The 21,185-nt window shown below is 45.3% G+C and carries 22 protein-coding genes; 7 read left to right on the top strand and 15 right to left on the bottom strand.

Translation table 11 applies throughout. From position 1 onward, the window contains the following. Positions 1 to 4: 4 nt before the first annotated feature. From CLV93_RS01915 to CLV93_RS20190, 5 genes are all read right to left on the bottom strand, one after another. Positions 5 to 1,060 (bottom strand): RluA family pseudouridine synthase, encoded by a 1,056-nt coding sequence (locus CLV93_RS01915; RefSeq protein WP_106540479.1) that lies wholly within the window; start codon positions 1,058 to 1,060, stop codon positions 5 to 7. 10 nt (positions 1,061 to 1,070) lie between these two features. Next, positions 1,071 to 1,874 carry a PASTA domain-containing protein gene (locus CLV93_RS01920; RefSeq protein WP_106540480.1) on the bottom strand — a complete coding sequence of 268 codons (804 nt, stop codon included), beginning with the start codon at positions 1,872 to 1,874 and terminating at the stop codon, positions 1,071 to 1,073. A gap of 175 nt (positions 1,875 to 2,049) precedes the next feature. After that, on the bottom strand, positions 2,050 to 3,180 hold the full coding sequence (gene mqnE, locus CLV93_RS01925) for an aminofutalosine synthase MqnE (RefSeq protein ID WP_106540481.1): 1,131 nt from the start codon (positions 3,178 to 3,180) through the stop codon (positions 2,050 to 2,052). 171 nt (positions 3,181 to 3,351) lie between these two features. Then, positions 3,352 to 3,510, bottom strand: coding sequence for a 50S ribosomal protein L34 (gene rpmH, locus CLV93_RS01930; protein ID WP_106540482.1), 159 nt, complete (start codon positions 3,508 to 3,510; stop codon positions 3,352 to 3,354). A gap of 20 nt (positions 3,511 to 3,530) precedes the next feature. Further along, positions 3,531 to 3,686 carry a hypothetical protein gene (locus CLV93_RS20190; protein ID WP_153637024.1) on the bottom strand — a complete coding sequence of 52 codons (156 nt, stop codon included), beginning with the start codon at positions 3,684 to 3,686 and terminating at the stop codon, positions 3,531 to 3,533. 172 nt (positions 3,687 to 3,858) lie between these two features. Here CLV93_RS20190 and CLV93_RS01935 point away from each other — a divergent pair, with 172 nt between their 5' ends. Then, positions 3,859 to 5,028 (top strand): hypothetical protein, encoded by a 1,170-nt coding sequence (locus tag CLV93_RS01935; protein WP_106540483.1) that lies wholly within the window; start codon positions 3,859 to 3,861, stop codon positions 5,026 to 5,028. 9 nt (positions 5,029 to 5,037) lie between these two features. Here CLV93_RS01935 and rsmG read toward each other — a convergent pair whose 3' ends face one another. The 3 genes from rsmG to CLV93_RS01950 are packed head-to-tail and all read right to left on the bottom strand — an operon-like array spanning position 5,038 to position 7,405. Next, positions 5,038 to 5,670, bottom strand: a complete 633-nt coding sequence (gene rsmG, locus CLV93_RS01940; protein ID WP_246187178.1) for a 16S rRNA (guanine(527)-N(7))-methyltransferase RsmG — start codon at positions 5,668 to 5,670, stop codon at positions 5,038 to 5,040. Continuing rightward, positions 5,667 to 6,269 carry an RNA polymerase sigma factor gene (locus CLV93_RS01945; RefSeq protein WP_246187179.1) on the bottom strand — a complete coding sequence of 201 codons (603 nt, stop codon included), beginning with the start codon at positions 6,267 to 6,269 and terminating at the stop codon, positions 5,667 to 5,669. The genes rsmG and CLV93_RS01945 overlap by 4 nt, the downstream gene beginning before the upstream one ends. An 8-nt stretch (positions 6,270 to 6,277) precedes the next feature. Continuing rightward, positions 6,278 to 7,405 carry a glycosyltransferase gene (locus CLV93_RS01950; RefSeq protein WP_106540485.1) on the bottom strand — a complete coding sequence of 376 codons (1,128 nt, stop codon included), beginning with the start codon at positions 7,403 to 7,405 and terminating at the stop codon, positions 6,278 to 6,280. Positions 7,406 to 7,554: 149 nt separating this feature from the next. Between CLV93_RS01950 and tgt the strand changes: the two genes are divergently transcribed. The 4 genes from tgt to CLV93_RS01970 all read left to right on the top strand — a co-directional run bounded on the left by tgt (position 7,555) and on the right by CLV93_RS01970 (position 11,899). Then, a complete protein-coding gene (gene tgt / locus CLV93_RS01955; RefSeq protein ID WP_106540486.1) occupies positions 7,555 to 8,685 on the top strand; it encodes a tRNA guanosine(34) transglycosylase Tgt in 1,131 nt (376 codons plus the stop codon). A gap of 37 nt (positions 8,686 to 8,722) precedes the next feature. After that, positions 8,723 to 9,823: an LptF/LptG family permease gene (locus CLV93_RS01960; RefSeq protein WP_246187180.1), complete on the top strand. Its 1,101-nt coding sequence runs from the start codon at positions 8,723 to 8,725 to the stop codon at positions 9,821 to 9,823. Positions 9,824 to 10,000: 177 nt separating this feature from the next. Next, a complete protein-coding gene (locus tag CLV93_RS01965) occupies positions 10,001 to 11,545 on the top strand; it encodes an acyl-CoA carboxylase subunit beta (protein WP_106540487.1) in 1,545 nt (514 codons plus the stop codon). A gap of 33 nt (positions 11,546 to 11,578) precedes the next feature. Continuing rightward, the gene (locus CLV93_RS01970) at positions 11,579 to 11,899 is read left to right on the top strand and encodes a biotin/lipoyl-containing protein (RefSeq protein ID WP_106540488.1); all 321 of its coding nucleotides are present in this window, start codon (positions 11,579 to 11,581) and stop codon (positions 11,897 to 11,899) included. Positions 11,900 to 12,005: 106 nt separating this feature from the next. On the opposite strand, the gene CLV93_RS20195 is transcribed toward CLV93_RS01970, so the two are convergent. From CLV93_RS20195 to CLV93_RS01990, 5 genes are all read right to left on the bottom strand, one after another. Further along, positions 12,006 to 12,164 (bottom strand): hypothetical protein, encoded by a 159-nt coding sequence (locus CLV93_RS20195; protein WP_153637025.1) that lies wholly within the window; start codon positions 12,162 to 12,164, stop codon positions 12,006 to 12,008. A 45-nt stretch (positions 12,165 to 12,209) separates the two neighbouring features. Continuing rightward, positions 12,210 to 13,028, bottom strand: coding sequence for a 4-(cytidine 5'-diphospho)-2-C-methyl-D-erythritol kinase (gene ispE, locus CLV93_RS01975; protein WP_106540489.1), 819 nt, complete (start codon positions 13,026 to 13,028; stop codon positions 12,210 to 12,212). 45 nt (positions 13,029 to 13,073) lie between these two features. Beyond that, the gene (gcvP, locus tag CLV93_RS01980) at positions 13,074 to 15,944 is read right to left on the bottom strand and encodes an aminomethyl-transferring glycine dehydrogenase (RefSeq protein WP_106540490.1); all 2,871 of its coding nucleotides are present in this window, start codon (positions 15,942 to 15,944) and stop codon (positions 13,074 to 13,076) included. Between the two features lie 92 nt (positions 15,945 to 16,036). Beyond that, a complete protein-coding gene (locus CLV93_RS01985) occupies positions 16,037 to 16,675 on the bottom strand; it encodes an MBL fold metallo-hydrolase (protein WP_106540491.1) in 639 nt (212 codons plus the stop codon). Positions 16,676 to 16,687: 12 nt separating this feature from the next. Then, the gene (locus tag CLV93_RS01990; protein ID WP_106540804.1) at positions 16,688 to 17,332 is read right to left on the bottom strand and encodes a protein-L-isoaspartate(D-aspartate) O-methyltransferase; all 645 of its coding nucleotides are present in this window, start codon (positions 17,330 to 17,332) and stop codon (positions 16,688 to 16,690) included. A gap of 127 nt (positions 17,333 to 17,459) precedes the next feature. Here CLV93_RS01990 and CLV93_RS01995 point away from each other — a divergent pair, with 127 nt between their 5' ends. Both CLV93_RS01995 and CLV93_RS02000 read left to right on the top strand, forming a co-directional pair. Next, positions 17,460 to 18,347: a Gfo/Idh/MocA family oxidoreductase gene (locus tag CLV93_RS01995; protein WP_106540492.1), complete on the top strand. Its 888-nt coding sequence runs from the start codon at positions 17,460 to 17,462 to the stop codon at positions 18,345 to 18,347. A gap of 104 nt (positions 18,348 to 18,451) precedes the next feature. Next, positions 18,452 to 19,867 carry a sugar transferase gene (locus tag CLV93_RS02000; RefSeq protein ID WP_106540493.1) on the top strand — a complete coding sequence of 472 codons (1,416 nt, stop codon included), beginning with the start codon at positions 18,452 to 18,454 and terminating at the stop codon, positions 19,865 to 19,867. Between the two features lie 13 nt (positions 19,868 to 19,880). Here CLV93_RS02000 and thpR read toward each other — a convergent pair whose 3' ends face one another. Beyond that, positions 19,881 to 20,444 carry an RNA 2',3'-cyclic phosphodiesterase gene (gene thpR / locus CLV93_RS02005; RefSeq protein ID WP_106540494.1) on the bottom strand — a complete coding sequence of 188 codons (564 nt, stop codon included), beginning with the start codon at positions 20,442 to 20,444 and terminating at the stop codon, positions 19,881 to 19,883. Continuing rightward, positions 20,441 to 21,094, bottom strand: a complete 654-nt coding sequence (locus CLV93_RS02010) for a DUF4294 domain-containing protein (protein ID WP_106540495.1) — start codon at positions 21,092 to 21,094, stop codon at positions 20,441 to 20,443. The genes thpR and CLV93_RS02010 overlap by 4 nt, the downstream gene beginning before the upstream one ends. Positions 21,095 to 21,185: the final 91 nt, after the last annotated feature.

Below are 21,185 nucleotides of genomic sequence, written 5' to 3' on the forward strand. Positions count from 1 at the left end.
ACGATTAAAACTGGTTTCTGTTTGAAATATAGGTTCGCCACTTTTCGATTACCTGCGTCATATCTTCAGGCAATTCCGAATCAAAAATCATTTCTTCACCGGTACGCGGGTGTACAAATCCCAGCATTTTAGCGTGCAGCGCCTGCCGGGGAAGAAGCTGGAAACAGTTTTCCACAAACTGCTTGTATTTCGTGAAGGTGGTTCCTTTCAGAATTTTGTCACCACCATAATTATCATCGTTAAATAGCGGATGACCAATGTAGCGCATGTGCACCCTGATTTGGTGCGTCCTTCCGGTTTCCAGCACACATTCCACCAGGTTGACGTACCCAAGCTTTTCAAGCACTTTGTAATGCGTCACGGCAGGCTTGCCATAATCTCCTTCCGGGAAAACCGTGAACACCTGCCGGTTTTTCAAACTACGGCCGATGTTACCTTCAATTGTTCCTTCGTCCTCCTTCAGGTTTCCCCAAACAATGGCGTTATACTTTCGCTTGGTTGTCTTATTGAAAAACTGTGCTGCCAAATGATTCTTAGCCATTTCGGTCTTGGCAACAACCAACAATCCCGTCGTATTTTTATCGATGCGGTGCACCAGTCCCGGGCGAGGATCGTCGCCGCCGTAAAGCGGCAAGTCCTTGTAACGATAGGCCAATGCATTCACCAGTGTTCTGGAATAATTTCCGTGCCCGGGATGAACCACCAATCCGGCCGGTTTATTAATCACCAGCAAGTCGTCGTCTTCATATACGATGTCCAGGGGAATATCTTCCGGAATAATTTTCAGCTCACGACGCGGATAATCCATCACTATGGAAATCTCATCATCGGGCTTTACTTTGTAGTTGGCTTTTACAGAGACATTATTCACCAGGATACTGCCAGCTTCGGCAGCTGACTGAATTCGACTGCGGGAAGCGGTATCGATGCGGTTGACCAAAAATTTATCAATGCGCAAAGGCTTCTGTCCCGGATCGACGGTGAGCCGGTAATGCTCAAACATTTCATTATCGTCGTCCTGCTCGTCCCGATCATCTACCGGCAAATTCTTTTCTGTCATCAAAAACTCCTTATTTATTATCGTCGCCCGAAGAAAGGCTGTCAACCGGAAGCTTCAGCCACAGATCGACCGAATGGCCAATTTCGACACCTTCGTGCCTGTTAAATTCCGGCGATTGCTGCCAAATGACCGCATTCGTCGAATCTTCCTCTGTCTTGACATCTTTGCTGTAAATAACAGCACCAACCGTCAAAGACACATCCTGCAAAATTTTTCGCCCTTCATCATATGTGTATCCGGTCAAATCGGGTACAACCGTCCGCTTATTCTCCATGGTCTTTCCTACAACCAAATCGATAGCTGTTCCCCGGGGAACCAGAATACCCGGATCAATACTGGAACCGTGCAGCTTCTGCGCAAGCACCAAATTATTGAACTCCGAAGGGCTGAAGGTCACATCGCCTAATTTCAATCCCTTAGATTGAAGCAACACCCGGGCTTCCCGTAACGAAACATCAGTCAACTTAGGCAGTTGAACCATTTCCGGTTTAACCGCTGCAATGGTTACATAAACCGTGCGTCCTGCTTTGATGTAGTGGCCACTCCGGGGCATCTGCTCAATCACCGAACCCGGCGAGAAATCGGTGTGGTACACCGAATCACGAATAACCACGTCAATATCTTTATTCTTGGCTACTTTTTCCCAATCCGTCTGCTCCAGTCCGGTAAGATTTGGAGTTGGAAATGCTTCGCCGTGATGCGTATACTTCGATAACGCATACATCGTCAACCACAGCAAAATAAGCGTAAGCACAACGGCCAGAATTACATTCAGCCAAAAAACCTTGCTTTTCAGAAATTTTCGGAATGACATATCTTCTTATCTAGGGTGAATATGACCTTGCAACAAAATTAATCCTAAAGTCGAAAAGTAAAAATTTATCGCACCTGTTGCCCACAAAAAAACCGAAGGTGCATATCTTCATCATCAGATGAAAATTTCACTCTCCGGTTTCCATATCTCTTTACTGATAAATTCCTCAGTGCAATTAATCGAAACGACGAACGATATTGTACAACGTATCGCGTTCGACAGGCACTTTACCAGCCGTCTTAATCATTTTAACCAACTCATCGGTCGAAGCAGACGGATTCTGCTCTTCAGCTCCGGCCATCGAGTAAATCTTTGTTGAATCATCAATGGTTCCGTCCAAATCATCAACACCAAAAGCAAGAGATAACTGCGCAACCGACTTACCAATCATCGGCCAGTAGGCTTTCAGGTGTGGAATATTGTCGAGGAAAATCCGGGCAACCGCGTAGTTTTTCAAATCTTCCAATGTTGTCGATTCAGCAATGTGCGAAAATGCATTGTTTGAATGACGGAACTTCAACGGAATAAAAGTATTGAAGCCATGGGTCTGGTCCTGCAATTCCCTCAAACGATTCATATGATCGACACGGTGCTCGTAGGTTTCAATCAATCCGTAAAGCATCGTTGCATTACTCGGAATTCCCAACTTGTGTGCGGTTTCATGAATCTTCAACCAACCAGCTGTATCGGTTTTATCGGGGCAGATACGGGCTCTCGTCTTTTCATCAAAAATTTCAGCACCACCCCCCGGCATCGAATCCAAACCGGCTTTTTTCAGGGTCTGCAATCCTTCTTCCAACGAGAGTCCTGCTTTCTTTATCATGGCATCCACCTCAACTGCTGTGAAGCCTTTGATATGGATATCCGGCAATACCGACTTGACCGTTTGAACTAAATCGGCATAATAGAAAAGATCACGGTTGGGGTGTACAGCACCCACGATGTGTACTTCCGTAATATCTTTTCCTACATAACTTTCGGCTTTGCGCCGAATATCGTTCAAACTGTGCTCCCAGCTTCCTTCTTCACCATCGTCGCGACGATAGGAACAAAATGAGCAGTGGCTTTCGCAAATATTCGTCGGCTCAATATGAAAGTTGCGGTTGAAATAGACATATTCGTCATTGATACGCTGACGCACTGCATTGGATAACATTGACAAAAAAGGAATCTCGCCTTCCTGATAAAGTGTAACTCCTTCATCGAAAGTAATACGTTCTCCATTAAGTGCTTTTCCAGCTATATCCAGTAATCTGCTGTTCGATACGGTGGTCTTCAGCAGAGAGAAAACATCACTGTTTTGCATGATTTCCAGTTTTTCTGAATTATACGTCCGGATTTCCCGGAATCAGCGACTAAAGTACAAAAAAATACCTTGGTGTCCGCTAAAAAACAGGCCAACATCGGCCATAAACAACAAAAGGTAAAGAGTATTAGCTCCTTACCTTCCGTATATCGTACTCGAAAATAATGTTCATTATCTCTTGTGACGCGGCTCATCTGAAACAGTCAGTTTTTTCCGACCTTTCGCACGACGAGCTTTAAGAACTTTGCGACCGTTTACAGTCGCCATTCTTTCACGGAAACCATGTTTGTTTTTCCTTTTCCTGTTATGCGGCTGAAATGTTCTTTTCATCTCTGAAAATATTTTACTGTTTAATTTCTTTTGTACTTCCTTGCCAATTCGGACTGCAAAATTAACTCTTTTTTTCTTTGCTCCAAACGAATCGGGTTTTTTATAGCTTTTTCTCCGGCAATAATTTCCAGCCAGACAGACGCTGCAAATATATTATTTTGAGGGACAAATTTCATCCCTGATATGTTTCAAAAATGGCCTGTAAAATATTTTATCTTTACGCCCGTTAAGTTTTATGGCATACTATATGTTATATACAGGCGAATCAAGACAATTCAATTGACAAATTGTTTTTTGATTTTCCCGTTTGAAAAGGGACATTTTAAAAACGTGCTTAAAAAACACCCAATGAAAAACTTGCATTATTTACTGTTCTTCGTCCTGCTGGTGACCTCTTGTGCATCGCCGAAGAAATATCTGGCCAATCAAAACTACGATGCGGCGATTGGAAAAGCCGTGCATAAACTACTCAAGTCACCCCGCAAAGCTGAACTGATGGCAACCATCGACCGGGCTTATAAGCTGGCCAACCAACAAGACCTGGAACGGGTTAAATTCCTCGAGCAGGAAGGGAGTCCGCGAAACTATGATGAAGCAGTGGATATCTACCGCCGTTTGAAAAACCGCCAGGCGCTGGTAAATACGGTTACGCCATTCCGTTACAACGGGAAGGTTTACGATTACCCGCTAGTGGATTATGACCAAAAGCTCATCGCATCGAAAAGAAAAGCTGCTGATTATCTTTACGCTCATGGTAACAAACTGATGCAAAACGGCGACAAAGAATCTTTCCGGAAAGCCTATGAAGCATTCAGGAAAGTAAAAGAATACACCAGCGATTACACCGATATCGATCAAAAAATGGCAGAAGCCCACGATAAGGGAATGAGCCGTGTTCTGGTGCAGGCTATCAATAATACCCACCTAAAGTTTTCTCCCCAATTCATGGACAATCTGCTGACCATCGATAACAGCGGATTAAACAGTGACTGGGTGGAGTATGATTTCCGCGATATGGACCGGCAAATGCAGTATGACTACTACGTCAATATCAACCTAAATAATATCCAGATTTCTCCCGACCAATCGGAAGAAAAAGATTACACCGAACAAAAGAAGGTAGAAGATGGCTGGAATTATGCGCTTGACAGCCGCGGCAACGTGATGAAGGATTCGCTCGGCAATGACATAAAAATTAAGAAGTACAAAGAGTTGAAGTGCACAGTCATTGAAACCCATCAGCATAAGACCTGCCAGGTGAACGGCGTGGTAGAATACCTGCAGAATAATCCGTCGAAATTGTTGCGTAAAGTACCGATCGGTACCAACCTCGATTTTGATCATTCGTGGGCTCGTGCTGTCGGAGATTTGGGAGCACTCAGCGAAGAATCGAAGAAAAAATGTCAGGTAAAAGCGATGCCTTTCCCATCCAACCTCGATATGGTTTATGAAGGAACCGATAAATTGAAGCTGGCAATTACCAATGTCATCAGGAATAACCGGAGGTTTATTTATTAACCGGAAAACTTAGAGAGAAAGACAGACCACTTTTTTGGTCTCGAAGAAAGATTCGCTGAAAAAATCAGCAATCGAATATAATTCCACGTCCCGGCGGAATGGTTTAATTTCATCGGCAAAGTCGCCACCCTTGAGATAAATGATTCCGTTGGGACGTGCGTTTTTTTGCTCTTTGGCTATGTTCTTCCGAACCATCGCCACAAATTTTGGAAAAGCAGTTACCGCACGACTAACCACAAAATCGAAAGGTTCTTTCACCTGTTGCACACGGGTATGAACTCCTTTCACGTTGGTTAATCCCAATGCTGCCGCTACTTCATTCACCACTTTTATTTTCTTGCCAATCGAATCAACCAACAGAAATTCTGTTTCGGGGAACAATATAGCCAATGGTATTCCGGGGAAACCGCCGCCGGTGCCTACGTCCATGATACGCGTTCCCGGCACAAATTTTATCACTTTGGCAATGGCCATTGAATGTAAAACGTGGTGGATATAAAGCTCATCAATATCCTTCCGGGAAATCACGTTGATTTTCTCGTTCCATTCACGGTAAAGCGTTCCAAGCCGGGCAAAACGGTCGTATTGCTCCTGGGTTAAATCGGGAAAGTACTTCTGAATAATCTCCATTGCGATGCTCATTTGCCCGTTTTGTCAGAACCCATTTCGGTTTTATTTAACAAGTTAAACAGCATTTCGCGGGCACGAAAAAGCTGCACTTTGACGGTTCCAAGGGGCAAATTTAACTCTTTTGCTATTTCGTCATACGAATACTCCTTGAAATATCGGAGTTCGACTAACATGCGGTAACGCGGCTTCAGTCGGCTCACCATCCGGCGAAGAATGTTGGCGCGCTGCTGACGAATATATTTTTCTTCGGGCGAAAGTGTTTCTGATTTGAAATTGGGATTGTACTCCGAATCTTTCCGGTCGGTATCGGGATTCTCCAGCGGAACCGTATTGGCTCTTCGCTTCCGCAGAAAATCGATTCCATTGTTCGAGGCAATCCGGAACAACCAGGTACTAAAGGCAAATTTGGGTGAATATTGATGAAGATTGGTAAAGGCTTTTCCAAAAGCCTCGATGGTTAAATCCTCGGCATCGGCTCGGTTATTAACCATTTTTAGCAACATGAAATAAATAGCATCTTTATAACGGTTCATCAGCCGCGCAAAAGCATACTCGTCCCCTTCCCTTGCCAGCTTTACAAGCTCAAGGTCTCTACGTGCATTCTCTGACAAGTTGGGGTTTATTTCCATTTCTTCCTCTCCGCCGCAATGTGCTGTCTCCAGCTCATCCAACCATTAATCAGCGGCAGGCAGGTTCTGTACAGAAAGCTTCGCAACACCAATCCTTTATCACCCAAACGATTCGAGGCAACTATCATCAGGATAAATTCCAGCAAGAACCGAAATGCCCAAATACCCAGAATCCAAAACCGATAAGGTGATATAACCAGAAGAACCAGTAAGGCAACATCTGTCAAAATCCTGCTTACCGTATCAAGCGATAAATAGAATCGCTGGGATACAGAAAATTTTCTTCTTAATAACAAATGTTTCTTTTTTAAGTTCATCCAGTCGTAGTACATCAGCGGACCTGAAATACCCACAGAAGTGGCAGCACCGAAGGCCACTGCCGAATTCTTCTTACGCGATAATTTGTTGACGAACATTTCGTTTTCACCGAAAGGTGTATCCAGTTGGGCGGCAAATCCCCGCTTCTCCAGGAAATATTTTCGGCGATAAGCCAGGTTAATATTCGAAATAGGCATTGGTAATCCGAAAAACCAGGCCGGACCGTATCGAAGTGCCAGTGTGAAATTCTCAATGCGTGTCCACCATTTGCCGTAGCCGGAAGTGCGGGAATAGTTGACGTATCCGAAAACAATATCCTTTACGGGCTCCAGATAGGAAGAATAAGCCTCAAGCCAGCCCATACCCGGCACCACCACCTGCGGATCGAGGAAAATCAACCAGTCATTGTCGGCAGCTCTGATTCCCACCGTCAGCGCCAACGCATTGGCGAAATCAGTTTCCTGTTTCACGATGGTTGTCTTCAACTGTGGATACTTGCTTTTCATCACCCTCAACACGGCATCCGTATGATCTGTAGAGCAATCGTCAACAACTATGACTTCGTAATTCGGGTAATTTTGTTCCAACAGAGGCGGCAAAGTTTCCTTTAATTCTTCGGCATAGTTCCGGGAAGTAATAATCAGCGAAACCGATGGCTTCTCTGACGAAGGTTGTTGCTTCTTTCGAAAGATCAGTGAGGCGAGCGAAATCAGATAAACCAACTGAATAAGCGTTCCTATTGCCAAAACAGCCATTCCGATAAGTTCCACCAAACTAAATGTAAGAGTATCTGTCAGCATTATTCTTTTGGTTTTCCGAGTCTCCCAAAAATAGATAATGACGGAGTATAATACCTACATATCGTTATTTTTTTTTCACATATCTCAATCATAAGCTTTCCGGGGATATTACACCATAATAATTATCTTTGTGCGTCAAATTTTTGGTAATGAAGTTCGAACTACAATATACACTGCAGGGAACCAAAGCCCGTGCGGGAAAACTTTATACTGCTCACGGCGAAATTGAAACACCGATTTTTATGCCTGTCGGAACAGTGGGCTCGGTAAAAGGCGTCCATTTTCGTGATCTGAAAGATGATGTAAACGCCCAGATTATCCTGGGAAATACTTACCACCTGTATCTTCGCCCGGGTATGGATACCATCGAAAAAGCGGGAGGTTTACACAAATTCAACGGCTGGGACGGTCCCATCCTGACGGATAGTGGCGGTTTCCAGGTTTTTTCGCTGGGCGACATTCGTAAACTATCGGAAGAGGGAGCTAAATTTCAGTCGCACATTGATGGTTCCCGGCATATGTTTACGCCGGAAAATGTGGTGGATATTCAACGGACCATTGGCGCCGATATCATCATGGCTTTCGATGAATGCCCTCCGGGAGATTCCGATTTCGACTACGCAAAAAAGTCGCTGGAGCTAACCCAACGCTGGCTGGAACGTTGTGTCAAACGTTTCGATGAAACGGAACCGAAATATGGTTACGACCAGACGCTCTTCCCCATTGTTCAGGGAGGAATTTATCCGGAATTGAGAAAGAAAGCGGCTGAGCACGTCATCTCTTTCGAACGCGACGGTTATGCCATTGGCGGTCTTTCGGTAGGAGAAAAAGAGGAAGATATGTATTCGACTATTGAGGTGGTAAACGAAATTCTTCCGAAAGATAAACCCCGTTACCTGATGGGAGTCGGTACGCCAGTCAATATTCTGGAAGCCATCGACAGAGGTGTGGACATGTTCGATTGCGTGATGCCCACCCGGAACGGACGGAACGGAATGTTATTCACCAGCGAGGGCATTATTAACATCAAGAATAAAAAATGGGAGAACGACTTTTCACCAGTCGACCCGAATGGCACCTCGTTTGTTGATCACCATTACACTCGGGCTTATTTGCGGCACTTATTCCAGGCAAAAGAAATGCTGGGAGCCCAAATCGGAAGTCTCCACAACCTGGCCTTCTATCTTTGGCTGGTTGGTGAAGCCCGGGAACAGATTAAGGCAGGAACATTCAAACAATGGAAGAATGTTATGGTCGAAAAAGTGAGTCGTCGTTTGTAGTTTACTATTAAATTCGCAGAAAATTACGCTTAGTCGCATGCAGCTGATGTCAAAACCATACTTAAAAAAAATTGACGTATACATCATCAAAAAGTTTCTGGGTACCTTTTTTCTGGCAATTGCCCTGATTATTGGTATCTCGATTGTTTTTGACATCTCCGAGCACATCGACGAGTTCATCAGTCGTCATGCTCCACTGCGCGCTATTGTTTTCGATTTCTACCTGAACTTCATTCCCTACTTTGCGAACCTGTTCAGTAGTCTGTTCACCTTCATCGCGGTTATTTATTTTACCTCGAAGATGGCTTACAACTCCGAGATTATAGCCATCCTTGCCAGTGGAGTAACTTACAAACGACTAATGCGCCCCTACATGATTGGCGCAGGAATTATCGCTTTGATGTCGTGGACATTGGGAAATTTTGTTATTCCGCCGGCCAATACTGTTCGCATCGATTTCACCAACAAATACCTGAAAGGAGAATACAATAACCAGGACCGAAACATCCACAGGCAGTTGGAACCGGGACTCTATATCTACATGCGGAACTACAACAATAAAAACGATGTAGGATATAAATTCTCTATCGAGAAATTTAAAGACCATAAACTGGTTTCGAAACTGATTTCCGACTATGTGAAGTGGGACCGCGACAAGAAAAAATGGGTGATTCACAACTACTACATTCGTGACCTGAGCGGACCGACAGAAAAAATCACATCAGGTGCTGTAATTGATACCACCCTCCGTATGAAGCCGGAAGATTTTGGCCGGCAAAAAAACCTCGAAGAGACGATGAACTATTGGGAGTTGAATCATTACATCGAGGATTTGAAGTTGCGCGGTGTGGACAATGTCGTGCAATACGAAATCGAGAAACATAAACGAACATCCGGACCTTTTTCCACATTTATCCTCTCGATCATCGGTGCAGCACTCGCTTCGCGGAAAATCAGGGGTGGAATGGGACTCCACTTGGGTATCGGCTTGTTACTCAGCTTTTCTTACATCATGTTCCTCCAGGTATCGACCGTTTTCGCCACCAAAGGAGGGATGGATCCGTTTATTGCGGTCTGGATACCCAACCTCCTGTATTCCATTATAGCTATCTTCTTATACAGGTGGGCATCCAAATAATCGAACAATAAAAACTGTTATTCAATTTTTTGATATCTAAATAGATAGAGATGTCATTTAATGTCGGGTCGTGCTCTTTCCCGGCATTTTTTTTATAATTTTGACCCCCGAAGTAGATGAACTTTATAGGTGATCATCCTGGCTTTTCAAGATGATCTTGAATTTAAATCGTAACCTATGTCATTAAAAAGAAACATCCTGGACCTCCGTAAACGCAAGCAGGAGGTACAGCTGGGGGGTGGTGAAAAAGCCATCGAAAAACAAGTGGCCATGGGTAAAAAGACGGCCCGTGAAAGGATCATGTCAATTCTGGACGAAGATTCTTTCCACGAGTACGATCTTTTTGTTGAGCACACAGCTCGTGATTTCGACATGGACAAAAAGGTGTTACACGGCGATGGTGTTATCATCGGGACAGGTACTATTTACAATCAGCCTGTTTGTATTTATGCACAGGACTTCACCGTAGCCGGTGGTTCACTCGGTTTGATGCATGCCCGCAAAATCACCAAAATCATGGACCACGCCCTGAAAATGCGCGTCCCGCTTATCGGTATTAACGACTCCGGTGGTGCCCGCATCCAGGAAGGTGTCAATTCTCTCGCCGGTTATGGTGAGATTTTCTACCGGAACACCAAAGCTTCCGGTGTTATTCCGCAGATTTCAGTTATCCTCGGCCCTTGTGCCGGTGGAGCCGTTTATTCTCCCGCTTTAACCGATTTCGTATTTGTAGTGGAAAACATCTCCAAGATGTTTATCACCGGACCAAGTGTTATCAAAACAGTGCTTGGCGAAGAAATCAGTATGGAAGAGCTGGGTGGAGCCCGGGTACACAGCGAAATTACCGGTAATGCCCATTTCTTCGCCGAAAGCGAGGATCAATGCTTCGACCAGATCAAAAGCCTGATTTCATTTATTCCGTGGAATAATACGCAGAAAGCACGTAAATTCCCGCCCCAGGAGCCAACCTCTTCGCTCAATGTGGAAGAGATTGTTCCGTCCGATCCGAGGCGTCCGTATGACATCCGCGATATCATTCGCGCTGTGAGCGACAGTAGCGAGTTTCTCGAGATTATGGAGAATTTCGCCCGCAACATCGTTATCGGTTTTGGACGTATCAAAGGCGAGACAGTGGGTTTTGTAGCCAACCAGCCCAAATATCTGGCCGGGGTACTCGATTGCGACAGCTCGGATAAAGCCGCTCGTTTTATCCGCTATTGCGACTCGTTTAACATCCCGATTGTCACCCTCGAAGATATGCCTGGTTATCTGCCCGGCGTCGATCAGGAACACGCTGGTGTCATTCGCCACGGAGCTAAACTGCTGTATGCCTATAGTGAAGCAACTGTTCCGAAAATCACCGTTATTCTGCGTAAAGCATATGGTGGAGGTTACATTGCCATGAACTCGCGCCACCTGGGTGCCGATTTCGTATTCGCATGGCCAACTGCCGAGATTGCTGTGATGGGACCCGAAGGTGCTGCTAATATTGTCTTCCGTAAGGAAATTGCTGAAGCAGAAAATCCGGACGAAGTTCGGAAACAGAAAATCGAAGAGTACAAAGAAAAATTCGCCAACCCGTTTGTGGCCGCTGCCAAAGGTTACATCGACGAGGTGATTGAGCCGGCTGAAACCCGTGCCCGATTGATTCACTCGCTGTCACTTTCCGACAACAAAGTGGATGCCCGTCCGGCGAAGAAACATGGTATTCCTCCGTTCTAAAACGGGATTTTCTGTTAACCAAATCCTTTCAAAATGGAAGAAAGTACACCAAAATATCAAACCTTTGTGGTGAATAGCGCCAAGTACAAAACGCTTTACACGAAGAAGTTTGAAACTCGAAAAAAATGGGAACGCCCAAATCCGTTTGAGATTCGTTCCTATATTCCGGGAACCGTCTTAAAGATGTGTGTAAAAACCGGACAGGAAGTAAAAGAAGGTGAATGCCTTCTAATTCTTGAAGCCATGAAAATGGAAAACAAGATCGAGATGCCTTTTGATGGTAAAATCAAAGAGATTCACGTCGAAGAAGGTGTCAAGATTCCGAAAGATGTTATCATGGTAACCATCGAATAAACAACAAAAGCTGCCTCAATCGGGGCAGCTTTTTATTTTTCCCTTCCGGGGAATAAATCCCCTTTCAAAATTCTTACCGCACATTTTCACAACGATAGATAAGTTTTCAGGCAAAAACAGCCAATCCTATCGATAGCAAGGCATAACCAACACGTAGCAACACACGACTGACGCGAAGAAATCCATAACGGACCTGTAGCAACACGTCACGCACCTGAAGCAATGCACGACCGACCTGTAGCAACTCACGCCGGACGCGAAGCAACGCATCCAGAACGATTCGCAGCTGACCTCCCCTAAAAACAAAAAACTAGAATACTTCCGTCCAGAGAAAACTCCCTTCCGGGAAATCGCTATCGCGCCACATAGGTTCCGCGCGGAATAATCCGAAAACCGACGAGCCACTCCCCGACATGGAGGTATAAACAGCTCCCCGCTCCTTCAGCTTTTCTTTTATAGTTTCTATTTCCGGAAAACGTTGAAAAATTCCTACCTCAAAATCATTGACAACGCTTCCCTGCCAGTTGTTAACCGACAACTGAATGGCTTCTCTCAATCGAATATCCGGTATCCCGGGATGAACTCCGGCATAAGCCTCTTTGGTTCCTACTTCAACCGGAGGTTTCACCAGTAACAAATGCCATCCCGCCAAACTCAGCGGAAGAGTCTCCAGCTTCTCTCCGATTCCGGACGCAAACGAGGGGATATTTTCAAGGAAGAAAGGACAATCAGCACCAAGCCTTGCTGCATACGACATCAGCGTCTCTGAGGGGATATTCAGCCCGAAAAAGTCATTCAGCCCTTTTAACATAAAAGCAGCGTCGGAAGAACCACCGCCTAAACCAGCACCAAACGGTATGACTTTGTGCAGATGAATATCGACTCCCGGCAACGAATAATCGGCCGCCAGCATTCGGTATGCTTTCACCACCAGGTTATTCTCCGGGTTTCCTCCAACTTCAATTCCACTATTGCTGAAACAAACTTCTCCGGTATGGTTCTCAATAAACTCCAGACCGTCCTGCAGTTTCAACGGATAGAATACGGTTTCCAATTCGTGGTAACCGTCCTCCCGCTTTCGCAGAATGTTCAGGCCGATGTTTATTTTGGCGTTAGGAAATACTATCATAGGTTAGCAAAATAAATCCGGGGAAGTTTCCCCGGATTTATGAGTTTATTCTTCCATATAACTTTCCAACGGTTCACAAGTACAAATCAGATTCCGATCGCCATAAGCGTCATCAACCCGGCCGACTGGCACCCAGAATTTATTATCTCTCAGCCATTCGAGTGCATAGGCTGCTTTTTCACGAGAGTAACTGTGCTTCCAGTCGTCTGTCATCAAAACTTCAGCCGTATGCGGTGCGTTTTTCAGCACGTTGTCATTTGCATCCGCTTTGCCTTCTTCAATCTCCTTAATCTCGCTGAAGATGCTGTTCATGGCTTCTACGAAACGATCGAGCTCTTCTTTCGATTCACTCTCTGTCGGTTCTACCATCAGTGTTCCGTGTACCGGAAATGAGAGCGTAGGTGCGTGGAATCCGTAGTCCATTAAACGCTTGGCGATATCGGCTTCAGTTACACCAGCCGATGCTTTCAGGTGACGACATTCCAAAATCATTTCGTGCGCCACCCGATCTTTTTCGCCGGTATACAAAATACCGTAATTGTCTTTCAGCAACGAAGCGATGTAGTTGGCATTCAAAATCGCAATTTTGGTTGCCTGTGCCAGGCCGTCCGCTCCCAGCATTTTGATGTACCCGTATGTAATAGGCAATACCGAAGCACTTCCCCACGGAGCCGCTGAAACGGCGTGCAAACCTACGTGTCCGTTATTCATTACCGGATGCGAAGGCAGGAATTCAACCAGATGCTTAGCTACACCAATCGGGCCTACACCCGGTCCGCCACCTCCGTGTGGAATCGCAAATGTTTTATGTAAGTTCAGGTGACAAACATCAGCACCAATCCGCTTCGGATTAGTCAGTCCCACCTGGGCGTTCATGTTGGCACCATCCATGTACACCTGACCACCATTTTTGTGAATGATGTCACACATTTCAACAATCGCCGACTCGAAAACACCGTGTGTTGACGGATAAGTCACCATGAAGGCCGACAAATTATCCTTGTGTTCTTCGGCTTTCGCCCGAAGAGCTTCCACATCGATGTTACCTTTATCATCGCAAGGAACCACTACCACTTTCATACCGGCCATTACTGCACTGGCCGGATTGGTTCCGTGTGCTGATGAAGGGATCAATACTATATTCCGGTGTCCTTCGCCACGACTCTTGTGATATTCCCGAATCACCATCAAACCGGTGTACTCACCGGCTGCACCGGAATTCGGCATCAGCGAGATATCGTCGAAGCCGGTAATTTCCGACAAATCACGACGCAACTCTTCCATCATTTCGTGGTAACCCATCGCCTGGTTTTTCGGTACAAACGGGTGAATCCCGTTGAACTCAATCCAGCTGAGTGGAATCATTTCGGTAGCTGCATTCAGTTTCATGGTACACGAGCCTAACGAAATCATCGAATGTACCAGCGAAATATCTTTTTTCTCCAGCCGCTTGATGTAACGTGCCATCTCGGTTTCGGAGCGATACTTGTTGAAGACGTCCTGCCCCAGGTACTCCGATTTACGACTGTATTTCTTATCAATCTTCGAATTCTCAGGAATCTCCTCGATAACCGGAATCCGCTTGTTAGCTGCCTTCGCAAAAACTTCCAAAATCCAGTTAATGTCCTCCAGGTTGGTCGTTTCATCAATACTCAGGCCCACTTCACCTGATTCGAAATAGCGGAAGTTCATTTCCAAATCAAGCGAAAGCCACTCAATATCTTCTTTCTTCACGTGTCGCGGAAGCGAGATACGAATGGTATCGAAGAAATTGGCATTTTCCTGCTTGTATCCAAGTTTGGTAATCTCATCTGCCAGCAAAACACCAATGCTGTGTGCTCTGTCGGCTATACCGCGAATGCCTTCCGGACCGTGGTAAACGGCATACATTCCGGCCATTGTCGCCAGCAGTGCCTGGGCTGTACAGATATTTGAAGTTGCGCGCTCACGCTTGATATGTTGCTCGCGGGTTTGCAGCGCCATTCGCAAGGCCAGTTTTCCGGTAGCGTCTTTCGACACGCCGATAATGCGGCCGGGCATATAACGTTTGTAATCTTCCTTAATGGCAAAGAAAGCAGCAGAAGGTCCACCATATCCCATCGGAACTCCGAAGCGCTGCGCTGAACCAAACACCACATCGGCATCCCATTCACCCGGAGGCGTAATCAAAGCCAACGCTAACAGATCGGACGCAACCGCAATTTTACAATCGTTGTCGTGCAGGCGGCTGGTGAAGTTGCTATAATCCTCGACTTCACCTTTCAAATTGGGATATTGCACGATGGCTCCAAACCAATTCTCTTCAATCTTATCGCGTGAAAAATCACCAACTTTCAATTCAATTCCCAGCGGCTCGGCACGGGTTTGCAACACATCGAGAGTTTGCGGCCAGACGTTTTCATCGACGAAACAAACATTCGCTCCGGCTTTCTGCTTTCCACGACTACGGGTAGCATACATCAGCGACATGGCCTCTGCAGCTGCCGTAGCTTCATCGAGCAACGAAGCATTCGCCAAATCCATAGCCGTCATTTCGCACACCATGGTCTGGAAGTTCAGCAATGCTTCAAGGCGTCCCTGCGAAACTTCCGCCTGGTAAGGCGTATAGGATGTGTACCAAACCGGATTTTCCAGGATATTACGCTGAATAACTGCCGGGGTAATCGTGTCGTAGTACCCCATTCCGATGTAGGTATTGAAGACCTTATTTTTGGCAGCCAGTTTTCTGATTTGTTTGAAATAGGCCCGTTCGGTCAAACCATTCGGCAAATTCAACGGTTTTTCCAAACGAATATTGGACGGAACCGTTTGTTCAATCAGCTCGTCCATTGATTTTACGCCGATAACCCCAAGCATTTCGTCCAAATCACGATCGCGGGGTCCTATATGGCGGTTGACAAATTTATCGATTGCCATCGCTAGTCAATTTTAGTTTATTATATCCCGACACAATTTTAAGGTCTTCTGTAATAGGAAAACATGATTTTTCCCTTTTTCCCAAACCGTTTTTACTGCAGAAAAGGATTGTTTTTTATTTCGTCTCCAATCGTCGTTTCCGGTCCGTGACCGGGAAACACTTTCGTGGCCGGATCAAGTCCCAGTAATTTCGATTTGATGCCAGTGATCAATGCTTCGTGCTCCCCTCCCGGAAGGTCAGTTCGACCGACAGAACCATAAAAGAGGATATCACCAGCAATCAACATTTTCTCTTTTGCGTTGTGAAATGCCACGCCGCCCGGCGAATGTCCCGGAACATGAATGACTTTCAACGTGGTGTTTCCAAATGTTATTTCATCACCTTCGTCGAAGAATTTGGCCGGTTTCGGAGGCTGGTGCATTGCAATGCCAAACATTCCTCCCTGCTCCTTCGCATTCGAGACCAGTGAATTGTCGTCTTTATGCATTTCCACTTCCAAATCCCACTGACGCGCAGCAAAACCGTTCCCAATCACGTGATCGAAATGGCCATGAGTATTCAGTAGTTTGACCGGCGTCAATTCTTTTTCCTCAATGAAACCAGCGAGAGCTGCTTCTTCAGCAGGTTTCGAACACCCCGCATCAATTATGGCGCACTCACCTGTTTCATCCCATACCACATAGGTATTTACCGCTACCGGATTAAATGTAAACTTTCGAATTTCCATCATAGCTTTCTTGTATTATCCTGATTTTCCGCCAACGAGCGGGACAAAAATAAAACCTCCTTTATCTTCAGTTCTGTACTCAGTTTCCGACTCCCTCACCACCAGCTTCATTTCCTGGTGATGCTGTGAACCTACCGGAATTACCATACGTCCGCCGACCTTTAATTGTTCCAGAAGAGCTTCGGGAATGTAAGGTGCTCCGGCCGTGACTATTATCCTGTCGAATGGCCCGTACGTCGGCAATCCGGCATAACCGTCTCCGTGAAAAAACATGGGTTCGTAGCCGATGGAGGGTAACAATGCTCTTACCTTATCGTACAGCTCCCGATGACGTTCGATGGTAAAAACCGTGGCTCCCATCTCACAAAGTACGGCTGCCTGGTAACCTGAACCGGTGCCAACCTCCAACACCTTGTCGAATTTTTTCACTTCGAGCAACTGCGTTTGAAAAGCGACCGTATATGGCTGCGAAATGGTTTGCCCCTTACCTATCGGGAATGCTTTATCCCGGTAGGCAAACTGCACAAAGCTGCTGTCCATGAACAGATGGCGAGGTACATTACCGATGGCTTCCAACACATTGGCTTCCGTTATTCCTTTCGATTGAATCTCGCTGACCAGCTTCCGTCGCAGACCACGATGTCGGTAATTATCTTCCAAGGGCCGTTTGTTTTTCAAATTCGCCAACAAAAATACCTTTCAATTGTGGGTTTTTCAACAAAAATGGTTGATAAATAAGACCGCCAAGAGATTCTTCCATACACTTAGCCTATGTACATTTGTGTATATGCTGAAACCCGGAATTATTTTACCCCCCAAATCAACGAAACACCTTATCGGGAAATTACCTGATAAGAAGAAATTACACTGGTATATTTTTGATAATCATCAAAAGTGGGATGCCGGTGAACATGCCCATTTCAGCTTATATGAGAGCGATGTAATCCCTTTGATCTCCGATGTTCTGTTCGTGCTCGATCCGGAATTCTGCCATTTTGAATACCTGACCTTCGCCATTCGGAACTCATGTCACCTCTTTATCGAAACAATCGACAAGCTGACGATAACACAACAGGAGCAGTTGATCGAACTGGCCCACGAAGCCGGCACCCAAATTGTCGTGCGAGCCGACCAGCTGCACTTGCCGCTGACAAAGCAGTTGTTCCAGCTCAACCAATTTCCTCGTATGATAAAAAGCGAATACGCCTCGACCAGGCCGAACGAGGATCTTTTTACTCACATCCGCTGCTTTGTCCGGATTATTTTAAAATTGAATCCAACCGAAATAACGGAAATGGCGGTAGCTGGAGGTAACTTTCTATCCAAATCGACAGACTTTGTCGATATTCATCTGGATTTCGCCGATGGAATGGTGGCGTCAATGAATTTTAGCAATCTCGCCTCTGCCGAATCGTCCCGGCTGCTTGTTTTCCGCAATGGTGGACTGATGGATGCTAATTTTACGGCGAATCACCTGGAACTCGTTCCCGAAAACCGGACCTTTTCTTTTTCCGGCTCAGACACCGATGAGCTTCTGTTCCAGCAAGTTAACAATCTCCTGGTAAGCATTGACAATATGGACTTTTCGACTCACTCACTGGAGGAAGAGAAAGAAGTTGTTTTTCTGCTCGACCGGATAAAAGAGCAACTCAGGCTCAAATCCGTTTCCATCTAGTCAAATTTTGTATTCATTTGCATAAGTTTTTTAAAATCCAGGCGTTTTGTAATTTGAAAGCCCGAAATTCACAAAACCAATAGAAACCTAACCTCATCAGTCAAATGAAAAGGAGAAAGTTCCTTGCCAGTTATATTATTTCTGACTATTTGGCCGCTCTTTGCGCCTGGATATTATTCTACCTGTACCGGAAACATTATGCCGAGGCTTTAATCTTCGGGCAAAACCATACCATCGATTTTACCCGCCAGTTTTATCTAGGAATTATTTTAATTCCACTCTTCTGGCTCGGCCTGTATACCATTTCGGGATTTTACAACGATGTCCTGCGAAAGTCGCGCCTGCTGGAGTTAGGCCAAACTATCTTTTCAGCAGTATTGGGCTCACTTTTCATCTTTTTTATGTTTCTGCTCGATGACTACATTCCCGACTATACTTTCTACTACAAACATATTCTGGCACTCTTGGGCATCCAATTTATACTAACTTACATCCCAAGATTGAGCATTTCCACCATCATGGTGCACCAGTTCAAAACCGGACGTATCGGCTTCCCAACCTTGATTATAGGCACTAACGAAGTTGCTCACCGTATTACCCGTGAGTTGGAATCGCAACCTGTCCCTACCGGGAATCAAGTGGTGGGATATGTTACAATCGATGAGGAAGACAAAGATGCAGAAGTGCCAAACGAACAGGTGTTGGGCTATCTGAACAATATTCCCGAAGTCATCAATCAACACAAAATCGAAGAGGTCATCATTGCCACCGAATCGTCGGACCATAAAAAGCTGAACGACATCATTAACCGGTTGGCGGGTCGGAACATCATCATTCGCGGTATCCCCGATATTTATGATATCCTTTCGGGAGCAGTTAAGATGACGACGGTTTATTCAAGTCCCTTGATTCAGATTTCAAACGGAATTATGCCAGCCTGGCAGATGAACATCAAGCGTTTGCTCGATATATTTATTTCGATTATTGGACTGATTGTTTTATCTCCATTATCCCTTGCCTGTATCATTGGTGTGAGGTTCTCATCGCCGGGCCCTATTCTTTACCGGCAGGAACGCATCGGACGCTATGGAAAACCATTTATCATGTACAAATTCCGAAGCATGTACAACGATGCAGAGAAAAACGGACCGGACTTATCCAGCCATAATGACCAACGAATTACTCGCTTTGGTCGATTTCTCCGAAAATCACATTCCGATGAAATACCACAATTTATCAATGTGTTGAAAGGTGAGATGTCGGTCGTGGGGCCCCGTCCTGAGCGCGCTTTTTATATCAGTAAGATCGAGGAATCGGCACCACACTATCGCCATTTGCTACGCATTCGTCCGGGAATTACCAGCTGGGGACAGGTGAAATACGGCTATGCTGAAAATGTGACACAGATGATTGAACGCCTGCAGTACGACCTCATTTATTTACGAAATATGAGTTTGTATGTAGATTTCAAAATAATCATCTACACAGCGATTAATATCCTTCAGGGAAGGGGGAAGTAAAATAGAAATAGCGTCAGCCCTCCAGTTTGAATTTTTGTATGGGACGATAAACGGGACCAGCCGGCTTTAGGATACTTTCGTAGAAAACTACTTCATTTACGATTATCTGCTGAAAAACTACCTCTCGATAATCATCAAGCATCTTCTTCAAATTATCCGCCTCTTTGAGCCATTTAACGCGACCTAATGTCAGGTGTGGACGAAAACCCCGCTCTACCCCTTCGAAACCGGCGCTTTGTACCATCAATTCAGTTTCTGCAGCAAGTTCCGACAGGGCTTCATCTCCCTCCAGCCCTATCCACAAAACCTTGGGACTTTGTGTTGAACCAAACTTTCCGAATCCCCTCAGCGCGATTTCAAAAGGTGCCTTTTGATTAAATATGCCGGGTGCTTCTTGCAAAATTTGCCCAATCTGTTCCTTCGTAGTATTTCCCAGGAAACGCAACGTCAAATGCATTGTATCCGGATTGACCCAATTTATCCTGCTTTTACTCAATTTCCCCTGCAGCTCGTGTATGAACTTCAGCAACTTCTCTTCCGGACGGATATGTATGGCGATGAATGTACGTTTGCTCATATCGTTCCCTGGTTGATTTGTTGCACAATATTCTCAATCATCCAGTCTTCTCCGTAAGGGTTGTAACGAACTTTCAAATCGTTTCCAAATATCCGGGCCACCGTCTGCCAGAAAAACGCTGTAAAGCCACCCCGGAACTCCTTGATGATTTGATATGACGAGTGCCCCGTCTCCCGGTCAATCAGCTTCATGAGTATTCTCCCTTCTGAAATTTTCATATGCTTAATCTCATCGCCATACTCGTTCATCAGGTCTTCCTGCACCTGCTTAATATATTTCTTTCGCTGCCGATCGGTCTTTAATGTGACATACACCTTGTTGTATTCCTCCAACTTCTTAGCAGCCAATTTAGCCATCGGGTAAACCTTTTTTACAATTAGCACCATCCGGTTATAGCGCCGTTGCTGCCTGCGGTAATACCTCCTGCTATGCGGCTTAATCTGAATAGGATCGAGGACCACATGAGGAATGGAATCGACTCTCCCGACAAGTGAATCCGGCAACTCCGGAGGTACTAAAACCACCTGACTGTGTCCGGCTACCGCAATGAACAGAAAAACGAAAATGTACAACCACTTTTTCAACTCATCCTCCTTCTTTACCGTATAAAAATAACAATCAACAATAGAAAATGACACAATAAAAGACATTGCTAAACATATTTCCCGCAAAATTCAGTCCACTCATATTTAACTATATTTGCCTCACATTAACACAAATGACACCACAATATTTATTATA

This window comes from Prolixibacter denitrificans (assembly GCF_003014495.1).
Lineage (GTDB): Bacteria > Bacteroidota > Bacteroidia > Bacteroidales > Prolixibacteraceae > Prolixibacter > Prolixibacter denitrificans.